At 63.7% G+C, this 15,130-nt stretch carries 11 protein-coding genes; 5 read left to right on the top strand and 6 right to left on the bottom strand.

Annotated features, from left to right (window positions below; genetic code table 11):
* The first annotated feature begins 13 nt into the window (after window positions 1-13).
* Window positions 14-1,486, top strand: coding sequence for a betaine-aldehyde dehydrogenase (gene betB, locus AC4LFW_RS14875; protein WP_491819881.1), 1,473 nt, complete (start codon window positions 14-16; stop codon window positions 1,484-1,486).
* A gap of 79 nt (window positions 1,487-1,565) precedes the next feature.
* Window positions 1,566-3,281, top strand: a complete 1,716-nt coding sequence (gene betA / locus AC4LFW_RS14880; RefSeq protein ID WP_491819882.1) for a choline dehydrogenase — start codon at window positions 1,566-1,568, stop codon at window positions 3,279-3,281.
* Window positions 3,282-3,844: 563 nt separating this feature from the next.
* On the opposite strand, the gene choX is transcribed toward betA, so the two are convergent.
* Both choX and betC read right to left on the bottom strand, forming a co-directional pair.
* Complete coding sequence (gene choX, locus AC4LFW_RS14885) at window positions 3,845-4,777, bottom strand: choline ABC transporter substrate-binding protein (protein WP_491819883.1); 933 nt, start codon at window positions 4,775-4,777, stop codon at window positions 3,845-3,847.
* A gap of 70 nt (window positions 4,778-4,847) precedes the next feature.
* Window positions 4,848-6,353, bottom strand: a complete 1,506-nt coding sequence (gene betC, locus AC4LFW_RS14890) for a choline-sulfatase (protein WP_491819884.1) — start codon at window positions 6,351-6,353, stop codon at window positions 4,848-4,850.
* Between the two features lie 111 nt (window positions 6,354-6,464).
* On the opposite strand from betC, the gene AC4LFW_RS14895 reads away from it, so the two are divergent.
* A complete protein-coding gene (locus AC4LFW_RS14895; RefSeq protein WP_491819885.1) occupies window positions 6,465-7,385 on the top strand; it encodes a choline sulfate utilization transcriptional regulator in 921 nt (306 codons plus the stop codon).
* 25 nt (window positions 7,386-7,410) lie between these two features.
* On the opposite strand, the gene AC4LFW_RS14900 is transcribed toward AC4LFW_RS14895, so the two are convergent.
* Window positions 7,411-8,187: a ferredoxin--NADP reductase gene (locus AC4LFW_RS14900; protein ID WP_491819886.1), complete on the bottom strand. Its 777-nt coding sequence runs from the start codon at window positions 8,185-8,187 to the stop codon at window positions 7,411-7,413.
* 101 nt (window positions 8,188-8,288) lie between these two features.
* On the opposite strand from AC4LFW_RS14900, the gene AC4LFW_RS14905 reads away from it, so the two are divergent.
* Both AC4LFW_RS14905 and AC4LFW_RS14910 read left to right on the top strand, forming a co-directional pair.
* On the top strand, window positions 8,289-9,416 hold the full coding sequence (locus tag AC4LFW_RS14905) for a methyltransferase (protein ID WP_491819887.1): 1,128 nt from the start codon (window positions 8,289-8,291) through the stop codon (window positions 9,414-9,416).
* Between the two features lie 584 nt (window positions 9,417-10,000).
* Window positions 10,001-11,227 (top strand): MFS transporter, encoded by a 1,227-nt coding sequence (locus tag AC4LFW_RS14910; RefSeq protein ID WP_491819888.1) that lies wholly within the window; start codon window positions 10,001-10,003, stop codon window positions 11,225-11,227.
* 124 nt (window positions 11,228-11,351) lie between these two features.
* Here the strand turns inward: AC4LFW_RS14910 and AC4LFW_RS14915 are convergent, their stop codons facing one another.
* The 3 genes from AC4LFW_RS14915 to AC4LFW_RS14925 are packed head-to-tail and all read right to left on the bottom strand — an operon-like array spanning window position 11,352 to window position 15,069.
* Window positions 11,352-13,556 (bottom strand): xanthine dehydrogenase family protein molybdopterin-binding subunit, encoded by a 2,205-nt coding sequence (locus tag AC4LFW_RS14915; RefSeq protein WP_491819889.1) that lies wholly within the window; start codon window positions 13,554-13,556, stop codon window positions 11,352-11,354.
* Window positions 13,553-14,539 carry an FAD binding domain-containing protein gene (locus tag AC4LFW_RS14920; protein ID WP_491819890.1) on the bottom strand — a complete coding sequence of 329 codons (987 nt, stop codon included), beginning with the start codon at window positions 14,537-14,539 and terminating at the stop codon, window positions 13,553-13,555. The genes AC4LFW_RS14915 and AC4LFW_RS14920 overlap by 4 nt, the downstream gene beginning before the upstream one ends.
* Entirely contained in the window at window positions 14,536-15,069 is a 534-nt protein-coding gene (locus AC4LFW_RS14925) for a (2Fe-2S)-binding protein (RefSeq protein WP_491819891.1), read from the bottom strand. Before AC4LFW_RS14925 ends, AC4LFW_RS14920 begins: the two co-directional genes overlap by 4 nt.
* Window positions 15,070-15,130 lie beyond the last annotated feature (61 nt).

A 15,130-nucleotide genomic window follows, 5' to 3' on the forward strand; every position in this document is an offset into this window, starting at 1 on the left:
AGCGAGGATCGCCATGCCCCGTTTCGAGCAGCAGAAACTCTACATCGACGGCCGTTATGTCGACGCCACCAGTGGCGGCACCTTCGAAACCGTCAACCCCGCCACCGGCGAAGTGCTCGCTGAACTGCAGCGAGCCTCCAAGGCCGACGTAGACCGGGCTGTTGCCAGCGCTGCTGCCGGACAAAAGGTCTGGGCCGCCATGACCGCCATGCAGCGCTCACGCATCCTGCGCCGCGCCGTGGACATCCTGCGCGAACGCAACGACGAACTGGCCGAACTGGAAACCCTCGAAACGGGCAAGCCGCTGACCGAAACCCGCGCCGTGGACATCGTCACCGGCGCCGATGTGCTCGAGTACTACGCCGGGCTTATTCCTGCCATCGAAGGCGAGCAGATACCGTTGCGCGAGACCAGCTTCGTCTATACCCGTCGCGAGCCGCTTGGCGTGGTCGCCGGTATCGGTGCCTGGAACTACCCGATCCAGATTGCCCTGTGGAAGTCCGCGCCGGCCCTGGCCGCCGGCAACGCGATGATCTTCAAGCCCAGCGAAATGACGTCCCTGAGCACCCTGAAACTGGCCGAGATCTATACCGAGGCAGGCCTGCCGGCTGGCGTATTCAACGTGCTCACCGGCGGTGGGCAGGAAGTCGGCTCCTGGCTTACCGAACACCCGGGTATCGCCAAGATCTCATTCACTGGCGGCACCAGCACCGGCAAGAAGGTCATGGCCAGCGCCTCCAGCTCGTCACTCAAGGACGTGACCATGGAGCTGGGCGGCAAGTCGCCGCTGATCATTTTCGAAGACGCCAACCTCAATCGCGCTGCCGACATCGCGGTCATGGCCAACTTTTTCAGCTCCGGCCAGGTATGCACCAACGGCACCCGCGTATTCATCCCGCGTTCGCTGCAGGCGCGCTTCGAAGCCAAGGTGCTGGACCGCGTCAAGCGCATCCGCCTGGGCGACCCGATGAACGCGCAGACCAACTTCGGGCCGCTGGTGGGTTACGCCCACATGGAGCGGGTGCTGGGCTACATCGAGTCGGGCCGGGCCGAAGGGGCGCGCCTGCTGTGTGGCGGAACGCGGGTGACCGAGGGCGAATACGCCAAGGGCGCCTATGTCGCGCCGACGGTGTTCACCGATTGTCGCGATGACATGCGCATCGTGCGCGAGGAAATCTTTGGTCCGGTGATGAGCATCCTGATCTTCGACGACGAAGCCGAAGTGATCCGGCGTGCCAATGACACCGACTACGGCCTCGCTGCAGGCATCGTCACCCAGGATCTGGCCCGCGCGCATCGCGTCATTCATCAGCTCGAAGCGGGTATCTGCTGGATCAATACCTGGGGCGAATCGCCTGCCGAAATGCCGGTCGGTGGCTACAAGCAATCCGGCGTAGGGCGCGAGAACGGCCTCGTGACCCTGGCGCACTACACCCGCACCAAGTCGATCCAGGTCGAATTGGGTGAATTCGCCTCGGCGTTCTGACGGGCGACGCAAGCACCGGCCGCGCTGTCGTGCCTACCGATGGCCGAAGTTGGCGGTCTCCATTCGGGAGGATGCTGCTTTGAAGGAATACGACTACATCATCATTGGCGCCGGATCGGCCGGTAACGTGCTGGCGACACGCCTGACCGAAGACGCCGAAGTCAGAGTGCTGCTGCTCGAAGCCGGAGGGCCGGACTACCGGATGGACTTCCGGACCCAGATGCCCGCCGCCCTCGCCTATCCGCTACAGGGCCGGCGCTACAACTGGGCCTACGAGACCGACCCCGAACCGCACATGAACAACCGCCGCATGGAATGTGGTCGCGGCAAGGGCCTGGGCGGCTCATCGCTGATCAACGGCATGTGCTACATCCGAGGCAATGCCATGGACTACGACGGCTGGGCCAAGGCGCCTGGCCTGGAAGACTGGACCTACCTCGACTGCCTGCCCTACTTCCGCAAGGCCGAAAGCCGCGACATCGGCCCCAACGACTACCACGGCGGCGACGGTCCGGTGAGCGTGAGCACACCCAAGTCCGGCAACAACCCGCTGTTCCGCGCCATGATCAACGCCGGCGTGCAGGCAGGCTATCCGGAAACCGACGACCTCAACGGTTATCGTCAGGAAGGCTTCGGCCCGATGGATCGCACCGTTACGCCCAAAGGCCGTCGTGCCAGCACCGCACGCGGCTATCTGGATATGGCTCGCGGCCGAGCGAACCTGACCATCGTGACCCATGCGTTGACCGATCGCATCCTGTTCAGCGGCAAGCGGGCCATCGGCGTGGCCTACCTGCACGGCAACAGCGACACGCCCGTGATTGCCCATGCCCGGCGGGAGGTGCTGCTGTGCAGCGGCGCCATCGCCTCACCACAGATCCTGCAGCGCTCGGGCGTCGGCCCGGGTGCATTGTTGCGCGAGCTCGGCATCCCGATCGTCCACGATCTCCCGGGCGTCGGCGCCAACCTGCAGGACCACCTGGAGATGTACCTGCAGTACGCCTGCAAGCAGCCCGTCTCGCTCTACCCGGCCCTGCAGATGCACAACCAGCCCATGATTGGCGCCGAGTGGCTGTTTCTCGGCTCCGGGATTGGCGCCAGCAACCAGTTCGAGGCAGGCGGTTTCATCCGCTCACGCGCCGAGTTCGAGTGGCCAAACATCCAGTACCACTTCCTGCCGGTGGCGATTAACTACAACGGCAGCAATGCGGTGAAGGAGCATGGCTTCCAGGCCCATGTCGGCTCCATGCGTTCACCCAGCCGTGGCCGTGTGCATGCCCGATCGAAGGACCCACGCCAGCACCCGAGCATCCTGTTCAACTACATGTCCTGCGAGCAGGACTGGCAGGAATTCCGCGATGGCATCCGCATCACCCGGGAGATTATGGCGCAATCGGCCCTGGACCCTTATCGCGGTCGCGAGCTGAGCCCCGGCGCAGATATCCAGAGTGATGCCGAGCTGGATGAGTTTGTCCGCCAGCACGCCGAAACCGCCTTCCATCCCTCGTGCTCCTGCAAGATGGGTGAGGACGAGATGGCGGTGGTCGATGGCCAGGGCCGGGTTCACGGCCTGGATGGGCTGCGCGTGATCGATGCCTCGATCATGCCATTGATCACCACCGGCAATCTCAATGCACCAACCATCATGATCGCCGAGAAGCTGGCCGACAGGATTCGCGGTCGCCAGCCGCTACCACGCAGCACCGCGCCCTACTACATCGCCGGAAACGACCCGGTGCGCAACGTACCGCAGCCACAGCCGGCGGCCGCGCCAAGGGCGGCAAGAATGACGTAGGGTGGCCGACGCTCTTTTCATCCATCTTTGCCACCGCCCGGTGGATCGGTGAAGCGTGATCCACCCTACGAAGCTGCGCCTGCGGCTCGTGTATTGATGGAAACGCTTAGCGGTGTTTCAAAAGATCGTGGGCCCGCACAGGGGAGATGCTGAGCACCCAGGCTCCCCAGCGCGTTCAAGAAACATGCAACTTTCATCCAAGCGTGCATGACGTAGGGTGGATGACGCTCTTTTCATCCACCTTTGCCACCGCCCGGTGGATCGGTGAAGCGGGATCCACCCTATGAAGCTCCGCCTGCGGCTCGTGTATTGATGGAAACGCTTAGCGGTGTTTCAAAAGATCGTGGGCGCGCACGGGGGAGATGCAGAGCACCCAGGCTCCCCAGCGTGTTCAAGAAACATGCAACGTTTAACCAAGCGTGCATGACGTAGGGTGGATGACGCTCTTTTCATCCACCTTTGCCACCGCCCGGTGGATCGGTGAAGCGGGATCCACCCTACGAAGCTGCGGATGCCGAGCCCCGCTTCCTCGCCTTACGCACCCGACCAGTACGCAGCACACCTCAAAGCGAGGCTTTCACCGCGGACAATCCGTCTTCACCTTCTCGGGTCTTGACGCCTTTCAGCCAGCCCTCAAGCACCTCCGGATGCGCCTTCACCCAGGCCTTCACCGCTGCGTCGTTGCTGGCGTTCTTGCCCAGCACCTCGTTCATGATGGCGTTTTCCATGTCCTGGGTGAATTCGAGGTTGGAGAGCAACTTGCCGACATTCGGGCACTGCGCCGCATAGCCCTTGCGCACCAGGGTGTTGACGGTGCCGCTTTCGCCGAAATAGGCCTCGCCCCCCTTGAGGTACTTGATGTCGTGCTGCACGTTCATCGGGTGCGGTGTCCAGCCGAGGAAGACCACACCCTTGTCACGCTTCACGGCGCGCCCCACCTGCACCAGCATCGCCTGCTCGCTGGACTCCACCAGTCGCCAGTCGCCCAGGCCGAACTCGTCGGTCTCGATCATCTTCTGGATCGACAGATTGGCCGGCGCACCGGCCGCAATGCCGTAGATGGTCCTGTCGAACATTTCGCCATGGGCGTCGAGGTCCTCGAAACGTTTCACGCCGGCATTCCATACCGAGGTCGGCACCGCCAGGGTGTATTCGGTGCCCTTCAGGTTCACGCTGTGCTCGTCGATTTCACCAGTGGCGACGAACTTGTCGTAGTTGTCCTGCTGCGCCGGCATCCAGTTGCCAAGAAACACATCGACCTGATCCTTGGTCAGCCCGGCAAAGATGATCGGCACGCCCAGGGTCATGACCTGCGGCTTGTAGCCGAGCCCATTGAGCAGCAGGCTGGCGATGCCGTTGGTGACGGCAATATCGCTCCAGCCCGGATCGCCCAGGCGCACCGTGGCGCATTTCTTGTCGTCGATGTCCTGTGCCTGGACACCCATGGCGGTCAACAACACGCTGCTGGCCACTACCGCACTCATTATTTTTCTCATGTCCTTCTGCCTTCTCTCAGTACGAAAGGGTTCCGTGGGCACGGCCTGAACACTGCCGTGCGGTCATGATTCAGGGCCTAGGGTAACGTGCCTTGCGCTCGAGATCGTCCAGGTCGATGTGGTTGCGCATGTACTGCTGGCTGGCGTCCACCCAGGGCTGGTGATCCCAGCTGGTCAGCTTGCCGTGCCTCAGCGCTTCGCTGACGAGGCGTCGGCGGCGCTGGCTGGCGAGCACCTGCTGGTGAATGACGGGCATGTCCCAACGCTGCCGGGCTTCGGTCAGAAACGCCTCGGCCAGCCCCTGGTGATCGGGCGAATCGACAAGGTTCTCCCGCTCCAGCGGGTCGTTGACCAGGTCGAACAGCATGCAGGGGTCCTGCTCCGAATAGATGTACTTGTAAGCACCCCGGCGGATCATCATCAGTGGACTGGTAGTGCCTTCGGCCATGTATTCGCCGATCACCTCATCGTGACCCTCATGCCCGGTCAGATGAGGCATCAGCGAGCGGCCATCGAGCGGCAGGCTGGCTTCCGGCGTGCCGCCCGCCAGTTCGACGAGCGTAGGCAACAGGTCGGCTGTGGAGACCGAAGCGCTGATCCGCGATGAGTCCATGCCCGGCACCCGGATGATCAGCGGCACGCGGGCGGCCATTTCGAACCAGTGCATCTTGTACCAGAGGCCCCGCTCGCCGAGCTGGTCGCCGTGGTCCCCTGAGAACACCACGATGGTGTCCTCGGCCAGGTTGCAGGCTTCCAACGTCTTCAACAGCTTGCCGACGTTGTCGTCGATGTAGCTGCAGGCACCGAAATAGGCGCGCCGGGCATCCTTGATCTTCTGTTCGGGCAGCGTCTTGCCCCACAGATCGATGACCTTCAGGAGGCGCTGCGAGTGCGGGTCCTGTTCATCCTGAGCGATTTGCTGGCGTGGCAGCGGAATCTCTTCATCCTGATAGCGGTTCCAGTACTCCTCGGGGATGGTGTACGGGTCGTGAGGGTGGGTCATGGACACCGTCAGGCAGAACGGCTGGCCCTCGTCGGCGCGAACGAAGTCATAGAGGTATTGCTGCGCCTTGAAGACCACCTCCTCATCGAAATCCATCTGGTTGGTGCGCACGCTGGGCCCGGCCTGCAGCACCGACGACATGTTGTGGTACCAGCTCAGACGGGTTTCAGGATCATCCCAGTTCACCGCCCAGCCGTAGTCGGCGGGGTAGATATCGCTGGTCAGCCGTTCTTCGTAGCCGTGCAGCTGATCAGGGCCACAGAAATGCATCTTGCCGGACAGCGCCGTCTTGTAACCCAGCCGCCGCAGGTAGTGGGCGTAGGTCGGTACGTCTGCAGGCAGATCCGCCGCGTTGTCGTAGGCGCCGATCTTGCTGGGAAGCTGGCCCGTTACCAGGGTGAAGCGCGACGGGGCGCAGAGCGGGCTGTTGCAATAGGCCGAGTCGAACACCGCGCCGCCTGCAGCCAGGCGAGACAGGTGAGGCAGCTTGATTGGCGAGGCCGAGTCATACAACGGCAGGATCGGGGCGGCCATCTGGTCGGCCATGATGAACAAAATGTTTGGGCGTTTCATATGCGAATGGTCCATGCCTGATTTTTATGCGAGATTCGCAATGACACAGTCTGGACCTTGCAGCGTCGCGGTAAACCCGGCTGCACCCAATGCCTAGGATAACTACAGCTAATGGCAAACCCGCTCGACCAGGTCCCTCTCGATGCGCTGCGGGTCTTCGAAGCAGCCGCTCGTCTGCAGAGCTTCACCGCCGCAGCCTTGGAGCTGGGCAGCACTCAACCGGCGATCAGCCAGCAGATCAAGCGTCTGGAACAGCAGCTGGCGTGCCGCCTGTTTGATCGCATCTACCGCGGCATCGTGCTCACCGAAGCCGGCAGGCTGCTGCTGGGTTACGTGCAGCAAGGTCTGGCTACGCTGGATATGGGCGTCGCGGCGGTCACCATGCAGCAGCAGCATGAGGTGCTTCAGGTCGCCACCGACTTTGCCTTTGCCGCCTACTGGCTGATGCCACGTCTGGAGCGTTTCCATCAGCTCCACCCCGAGGTGGATGTCAGTCTGGTGACCAGCGAGCGCGGCCTGGGCGTTCTGCAATCGGAGACGGACGTCGCGATCGTGTTTGGCGACGGGCGCTTCAAGAACGGTCAGGCCCACCTGCTGTTCAGCGAAGAGGTCTACCCGGTCTGCAGTCCGCTATTGCTCAAGGCGCAGCCCGCACCATTGCCGAGCGCAGCACTGGCGCGCCTGCCGCTGCTGCATCTGCGGCCGGAAAGCCGCTCGCGCTGGCTCGACTGGAGTGGCGTATTTCACGCGCTCGGCATCAGCGAGACGCCCAGCTCGGGCATGCTGCGCTTCGACAACTACACCCTGCTGATCCAGGCGGCCCTTGCCGGTCAGGGTGTCGCCATCGGCTGGCGTCATCTGGTGGACGACCTGATAGCCCAGGGCCTGCTCTGCCGCGTCTGCCTGGCAAGCGTGCGAAGCGACTATGGCTATTACGTCGTACTGCCGGAGCGCAAACGGCGCCAGCGTCTGGTGGACAGCTTCGTGACCTGGCTGCAGGCCGAGTTGGCCAACAGCGGTTCCGAATACTGACCTCCTGCTGAGACCACCGGAGGGTTTACCAGTAGTTTTCCACCGCAACCTGCCCCGGCCGCCGGGTCAGGCTTAGGTTGAGATTGCGTGCTTTGAGGATGGTGCGGGTGTCTTCGATCATCTGCGGATTACCGCAGAGCATGATGCGCGAATGTTCTGGCTCCAGTTGCAGATCGGCCGCGCGTTCCAGTTCACCGTTCTCGATCAGGGTGGTGACACGCCCATGCAGCGCACCGGGCACCTTCTCACGGGTCACCACGGGCAGGTAGGTCAGCTTCGAACCAAGACCCTCCAGATAATCGCGCTGCGGCAGCTCGCGGATCAGGTCCTGATACGCCAGTTCGGCTGTGCTGCGTGCGCTATAAACGAGGATGATCCGCTCGAAGCGCTGCCAGACCTCGAAGTCCTGCAGAATCGAGAGAAACGGCGCGCTGCCGGTACCGGTGCCCAGCAGCCAGAGGTCACGCCCGTCGATGAAGCGGTCGAGGGTCAGAAAGCCGAACGCCTGTTTGTCGATCAGCAGCTCGTCGCCGGGCTTGAGGCGGCTCAATTCGCTGGTGAATTCACCGTCCGGCACCACGATGGAAAAGAAGTCGAGAAACTCGTCATGGGGCGCCGAGACCATCGAGTACGCCCGCCAGACGATGCTGCCGCTGGGTTTTCGCACGCCGAGGCGGGCGAACTGCCCGGCGGTAAAGCGGAAGCCGGGATCGCGACTGGTGCGCAGGGTGAACAGACTGGGCGTCAGCGTCTGCACCTCGAGCAGACGCTGGCGGGTGAACTTCTCTTCGTTGACGGTCATACTTCGCTCCCTTCGCGGACAACTGCGGATTCGGGGATAGTTTTTCAACTGACTGTTCTCTTGATACTCCTTTCCGACGACTACAAACACCGCCAGTTCTTATGCCTATTCTCGAATCGCCTTACGCCCGCCTCGATCTGATCCGCCAGCCGGAACAGCCCAACGAACCCTTGCAGGCGTTCGATGCGGCGGATGAATACCTGTTGGCGCAGCTGCACGAGCAGGGTTTGCCTGCATCAACGCGGGTGCTGATCCTCAATGACAGCTTTGGCGCCCTGGGCTGTTCGCTGGCGACGCAGGCGCAGGTGACCAGCAGCGGCGACTCGCACCTGGCACACGTGGCCCTGGAAAAGAACCTGCAACGCAACGCGCTTCCGGGTGATGCGCTGGCCTTCGTGCCCGCCAGTGAGGTCGCGCAAGGCCCGTTCGATCGGGTGCTGATCCGCGTGCCGAAAACGCTCGCCCTGCTGGAAGAACAGCTGATTCGCCTGCATGGCCAACTGGCGCCGGATGCGCAGGTGATCGCCGGCGCGATGATCAAACATCTGCCACGCGCGGCGGGTGATCTGCTGGAGAAGTACATCGGCCCGGTGCAGGCTTCGCTGGCGGTGAAGAAGGCGCGTCTGCTGACTGCGACGCCGACCGACAAGCCGGCACCGCGCTCGCCCTACCCGACCCGCTACCGCCTCGATCAGCCGGGCATCGAACTGCTCAACCACGCCAATCTGTTCTGCCGGGAAGACCTGGACATCGGCACCCGTGCCTTCCTTCCACACCTGCCCAAGGCGCTCGGCAACCTGCGTGTGGCGGACCTGGGCTGCGGCAACGGCGTGCTGGGTATCGTCTATGCACTGAGCAACCCGCAGGCACAGATGACACTTGTGGACGAGAGCTACATGGCAGTGCAATCGGCGCGGGAGAACTGGCGGGCGATCCTCGGCGAACGCCCGGCCGATATCCGTGCCGGCGACGGGCTGGCCGAGCAGCCGATGGATTCGCTGGATCTGGTGCTGTGCAATCCTCCGTTCCATCAGCAACAGGTGGTCGGTGATTTCCTCGCCTGGCGGATGTTCACCCAGGCCAAGACGGCGCTGGCCAAGGGCGGCGAGCTGTGGATCGTCGGCAACCGTCACCTGGGCTATCACCTCAAACTCAAGCGCCTGTTCGGCAAGGTCGAGCAGATCGCAGCGACGCCCAAGTTCGTCATCCTCCGGGCGATCAAGCCGTGAGCGAGGCGGCGGTTCGGCTGAGCATCAGGCAGTTCGCCACCCGAACCGGGCTATCCGCCGATGTGGGCCGTACGGCGTGGCCTTGTAGGAGCGGCCCATGGCCGCGAATGGGCTACCTCCGGGGGGGGTTCCTGCCCTCGCGGGCATGGCCCGCTCCTACGGAGAGTGAGGTCTTTAGGTCTCGGACGGGCCGCGGTGGTGGGGTGTTAATCGCGGCGATAGCCCGTGGCCTTGTGGGAGCGGCCCATGGCCGCGAATAGGCTACCTCCGGGGGTTCCTGCCCTCGCGGGCATGGCCCGCTCCTACGGAGAGTGAGGTCTTTAGGTCTCGGACGGGCCGCGGTGGTGGGGTGTTAATCGCGGCGATAGCCCGTGGCCTTGTAGGAGCGGCCCATGGCCGCGAATGGGCTACCTCCGGGGGTTTCCTGCCCTCGCGGGCATGGCCCGCTCCTACGGAGAGTGAAGCCTTTAGGTCGCGGACGGGCCGCGGTGGCTGGAGGTTGTTCGCGGCGATGGTCCGTACGGCACGGCGCTACCGCGGCTGCGTGCTAATGTGGCCGGCCCTGTTTTTTATGCGCCCGCCTGATGTCCACACACGCCAAGCTGCTGTTGCGCCACCAACGCCCCTTCATCAAGTTCTGGTTCGCCCGCGTCTTCACTGCCAGCGGCTTCCAGATGCTCGCCGTTGCCATCGGCTGGCACATGTACGAGCTGACGGGGAGCGTGCTCGACCTCGGCCTGGTGGGCCTGGCTGAATTCTTCCCGCGCCTGCTGTTCATTCTATGGACCGGCCATGTCGCTGACCGCTTCGACCGACGCCGTGTGGCGGCGCTGTGTCAGGGCTTGCAGGGGCTGATCGCCCTGGCGCTGGTGCTTGGCGCCGGCGGGCTCGGGGTGACTCGCGAGATGATCTTCGTGCTGGCGTTCCTGCTCGGCACCGCCCGCGCGTTCGAAGGGCCGGCCACACAGGCGCTATTACCGAGTCTGGTGCCCACGCAGTTGTTTCCGGCGGCGGTCGCAGCCTCCTCGTCGGCGATGCAGACGGCCACCATCGTCGCCCCTGCGCTCGGCGGGCTCCTGTTCGCCATCGGCCCCTTGTGGGTCTACGGCCCGGTGGCGCTGCTCTTCGGCCTGGCCTGCAGCCTGATGCTGAGCCTGCCAAAGCGCCCGGCGCCGCCAAAGCAGACTGGCCCGGCGATGGACAACCTGCTCGCGGGCATGCGCTTCATCCGCAGCCGACCGGATATTTTCGGCGCCATCTCCCTGGATATGTTTGCCGTCCTGCTCGGCGGCGCAACGGCACTCCTGCCGGTGTTCGCCAAGGACATCCTGCTCACCGGCCCCTGGGGCCTCGGGCTGCTGCGCTCGGCGCCCGCAGTCGGCGCACTGCTGATGTCGTTATGGCTGGCGCGTCATCCCATCAACAAAAAGGTCGGACGGGTCATGTTCGCGGCTGTCGGCGTGTTCGGCCTGGCTACCATCGCCTTCGGCCTGTCCACGTCGTTCTGGCTGTCCATGGGCGTGCTGGTAGTACTGGGCGCGGCGGACATGATCAGCATGGTTATCCGTGGCGCTTTCGTGCAGCTGGAGACGCCGGACGCGATGCGTGGCCGGGTCAGTGCTGTCAACGGCTTGTTCATCGGCGCGTCCAACCAGCTCGGCGAATTCGAGTCCGGCCTGACGGCGCATTGGTTCGGCACGGTACCGGCGGTGGTGATCGGCGGGGTAGGTACGCTGATCATCACCGGCACCTGGATGAAACTATTCCCGACGCTGGCCAACCGCGATCAGTTGCATCGGGATTTGGACTGAAGCTAGAAGCTGGAAGCTGGAAGCTGGAAGCTGGAAGCTGGAAGCTGGAAGCTAGCGTCATGGGGCCTTTATCAGGTGTCCAGTCTTCTTTGCTTCACTTCAAGCTTCGAGCTTCCAGCTGCCTCTAAAGCAACTTATCCATGGTGATCGGCAGGTCACGCACGCGCTTGCCGGTGGCGTGGAAGATGGCGTTACCCACCGCCGCCGCTACACCTACGATGCCGATCTCACCGACACCCTTGGAGCCCAGCGTGTTGACGATTTCGTCCTTCTCTTCGACGAAGAACACCTCGATGTCGTTGATATCGGCGTTCACCGGGACGTGGTACTCGGACAGGTTGTGGTTCATGTAACGACCCAGCTTGTGGTCGATCATGGTTTCCTCATGGAGCGCCTGGCCGATACCCCAGACCACGCCGCCAGAGATCTGGCTACCGGCCGTCTTCGGGTTGACCACGCGCCCTGCCGCCACCGCACTGACCACCCGGCTGACCTTAACGGTGCCCAGCGACTCATCTACTCGCACCTCGACGAAAATCGCCGAATGCGTGGCGGTGGAATAGGCGTTGCGCTTCTCGCCCGGCTTTGTACTGACTTCGGCCTCGATGGAGCCGCTTGCGCCGAGGATCTGTGCCAACTCAACCTCGTGCTCCGGTGATGCCTTCAAGCGCATCTGGCCGTCGACGAATTCAACGTCGTCGAGCCTGGCCCCGGTAAACGGCGAAACCGGCGACTGCTGGGCCGCGTCGAGCAGTTTTTCCTGCAGCGCCTCGCACGCCTGCTGCACGGCGGTGCCAACTGACGAGACGGTAAAGGACCCACCCTCCAGCGGCGCCTGGGAAAGGCTGGAATCGCCCAAGCGAAACTCGACCTGCTCCATCGGCAAGCCCATGGCTGCCGCCGCGATCTGGGTCATCACCGTGTAGGTGCCAGTGCCGATGTCTGAGGTGGCGCTACTGACCACCAGTCGACCGCCGGGCTCCAGGCAGGCCTTGGCCGCGGCGGGCATCTGCATGGCTTCCCAGACGCCGGTGGCCATGCCCCAGCCGATCAGTTGATCGCCATCACGCATCGAGCGCGGCTCCATTGAGCGACGCGACCAGCCGAAGCGTTCGGCGCCCTGCTCATAGCACTGGCGCAATTCCTTGCTCGAATAGGGCTTGCCTTCGTTGGCGTTGCGGTCGGAATAGTTGGCCAGGCGCAGCTGCAACGGGTCGACGCCCGCCGCGTAGGCCAGTTCGTCCATGGCGCTCTCCAGCGCATACACACCGATGGTCGCGCCCGGTGCACGCATGTCCAGCGGTGTGTAAACGTCCAGCGGCACCATCTGGTAATCGAGCCTTACGTTCGGGCACTCATAGAGCATTCCCGACCATTCCACTTCATGCTCGGTGAAGTCCTCGAAGCTGGAGGTCTGGCCGATCGCCTGGTGGGTGATGGCCTGCAGCTGCCCATCGGCGCCTGCACCAAGGGAGAGGCGCTGAACGGTCCGCGGGCGATAGCCAAAGGTAAACATCTGCTGGCGCTTGAGGGTGACACGCACCGAGCGCTTGAGCTTGAGCGCCGCCATGACTGCCAGGGTCAGCTGGTACTGAGGTCGCAAGCCGGAGCCGAAGGCGCCGCCGACGAAGGGGGAAAGAATGCGAATCTTGCCCTCCATGTCGAACACGCCTTCGAGATAGCGCATGCAGTTCTGCACGCCCTGGGTCTTGTCGTAGATCTCCAGGTTGCCCTCGGGGAAATAGTGGACGGTGGACGCATGGGGCTCCATCGGATTGTGGTGCTCGACCGGCGTGGTGTACTGCACTTCGACCTTGACCGGAGCGTTCGCCAGCGCGGTGTCCACGTCTCCGCGCGGCTCCGGCAGTTCTACCGGCGCCTTGTGCATGGTGTGCAGCTCGCTGAGCAGGTCAGTGTGATGGGGCTCGCGCTCGTACTCGACGTGCACCAGGCTGCCGGCATAGCGGGCCAGCTCCAGGTTTTCCGCGACCACCAGCGCGATCGGCTGGCCGCTGTAGAGGACGCGGTCGTTGAACAGCGGGCGGAACGGCGAGCCATCGGCCGCGTCATCGTCCTCGTAGGGCTCGTCATAGCTGGCGATCGGTGGGCGGTTCTGATGAGTCAGTACCAGCGCTACACCCGGCACGGCCTCGGCGGCGCTGGCATCGATGCTGATGATCCGACCCCGGGCGATGCTGCTGTTGACCACGCTGCCATAGAGCAGACCGGGGACATCGAACTCACCGGCGTAGTGCGCCTGGCCGGTGACCTTGAGCGGACCGTCGACGCGGTTCAACGGCTGGCCGAAAGGGGATGTGACTGGTTTCATTGGGCGGCTCCTCTGGCGGCGTCGGACAGGGCGCGAACGATGGCCCGGCGGCCGAGTTCGATCTTGAAGGCGTTGTGCTCGAAGCCACTGGCGCCCTGGAGCAAAATGTCCGCAGCGGTGGTGAACGCGGCCTCGCCTGCGGGCTTGCCGACCAGCGCCGCCTCGGCTTCGGCCTTGCGCCAGGGCTTGTGTGCCACCCCGCCCATGGCGATGCGGGCGCTGCTGATGTTGCTGCCGTCCATGTCCAGCGCGGCGGCAACGGAAACAAGCGCGAAGGCGTAGGAGGCGCGATCACGCACCTTGAGGTAGCTGCTGTGCGCCGAGAAATCCTGCGCCGGCAACTCGACCGAGGTGATCAGCTCGCCGTCTTCAAGCATGTTGTCACGCTCGGGCGCTTCGCCGGGCAGGCGATGGAAATCGGCAAAGGCGATCTGCCGCTCGCCTTGCGGCCCCTGGACATGCACCACGGCTTCCAGCGCCGCCATGGCCACACACATGTCCGAGGGATGCACGGCGATGCAGGCATCGCTGTGGCCGAGGATGGCATGGATGCGATTCAAGCCGTCACGCGCCGAGCAGCCGGTACCCGGCTCACGCTTGTTGCACGGCGTGGTGCTGTCATAGAAGTAGTAGCAGCGGGTGCGCTGCAGCAGGTTGCCACCGGTGGTGGCCATGTTGCGCAGCTGTGGCGAGGCGCCAGCCAGGATCGCTTGGGACAGCAGCGGGTAGCGCTGCTCCACCAACGGGTGCCAGGCCAGATCCGCATTGCTCACCAGGGCACCGATGCGCAAGCCACCGTCCGCCGTTTCTTCGATATCGGCCAGTGGTAGCTGGGTGATGTCGATCAGCTGGGAAGGACGGGTGACGTTTTCCTTCATCAGGTCGAGCAGGTTGGTGCCACCGGCAATGTAGCGGCTGTCCGCACGGAACTGGCCGATGGCCTCGTCCACACTGCTCGGGCGTGCATAGCTGAAGGGGTTCATGGCGTTACCTCCCGTGCACCGGCCAGGCGTTCGCGGGTTTGCGCCGCAGCGTCCTCGATGGCGGAGACGATGTTGGTGTAGGCGCCGCAACGGCAGACATTGCCGCTCATCTGCTCGCGCAGATCATCGCGGGTCTGCGCTCGTCCTTCGGCGATCATGCCCACGGCGGAGCAGATCTGCCCGGGCGTGCAATAGCCGCACTGAAAGGCGTCGTGCTTGATGAAGGCGGCCTGCATCGGATGCAGCTCTTCGCCCCCTGCCAGCCCTTCGATGGTGGTCAGCTCGGCACCATCGTGCATCACGGCGAGGGTCAGGCAGCTGTTGATCCGCTTGCCGTTGAGCAGCACCGTACAGGCGCCGCACTGGCCGTGGTCACAGCCCTTCTTGGTGCCGGTCAGGTGCAGCTGCTCGCGCAGCAGATCAAGCAGCGTGGTCCAAGGATAAACCTCGACTTCACGGCTCTGGCCGTTCAATTGAAGGGTGATGGAACAGGCGGCAATCCCGCCTGTGGTGGTAGACGTTTCGCTCATGGCAGCCTCACGGTTTGGGCGGCTTCGGGGGCCTGTTCTGTGCAGGATCGCCGAAGACCTC

The sequence above is a fragment of the Stutzerimonas sp. C6.4V genome, from assembly GCF_058536345.1.

Coding starts and splice junctions, on each gene's coding strand:
- choX (WP_491819883.1), bottom strand. CDS start 4,777: ATGAGAAAAATAATGAGTGCGGTAGTGGCCAGCAGCGTGTTGTTGACC.
- betB (WP_491819881.1), top strand. CDS start 14: ATGCCCCGTTTCGAGCAGCAGAAACTCTACATCGACGGCCGTTATGTC.
- AC4LFW_RS14925 (WP_491819891.1), bottom strand. CDS start 15,069: ATGAGCGAAACGTCTACCACCACAGGCGGGATTGCCGCCTGTTCCATC.
- betC (WP_491819884.1), bottom strand. CDS start 6,353: ATGAAACGCCCAAACATTTTGTTCATCATGGCCGACCAGATGGCCGCC.
- AC4LFW_RS14915 (WP_491819889.1), bottom strand. CDS start 13,556: ATGAAACCAGTCACATCCCCTTTCGGCCAGCCGTTGAACCGCGTCGAC.
- AC4LFW_RS14905 (WP_491819887.1), top strand. CDS start 8,289: ATGCCTATTCTCGAATCGCCTTACGCCCGCCTCGATCTGATCCGCCAG.
- AC4LFW_RS14895 (WP_491819885.1), top strand. CDS start 6,465: ATGGCAAACCCGCTCGACCAGGTCCCTCTCGATGCGCTGCGGGTCTTC.
- AC4LFW_RS14900 (WP_491819886.1), bottom strand. CDS start 8,187: ATGACCGTCAACGAAGAGAAGTTCACCCGCCAGCGTCTGCTCGAGGTG.
- AC4LFW_RS14910 (WP_491819888.1), top strand. CDS start 10,001: ATGTCCACACACGCCAAGCTGCTGTTGCGCCACCAACGCCCCTTCATC.
- AC4LFW_RS14920 (WP_491819890.1), bottom strand. CDS start 14,539: ATGAACCCCTTCAGCTATGCACGCCCGAGCAGTGTGGACGAGGCCATC.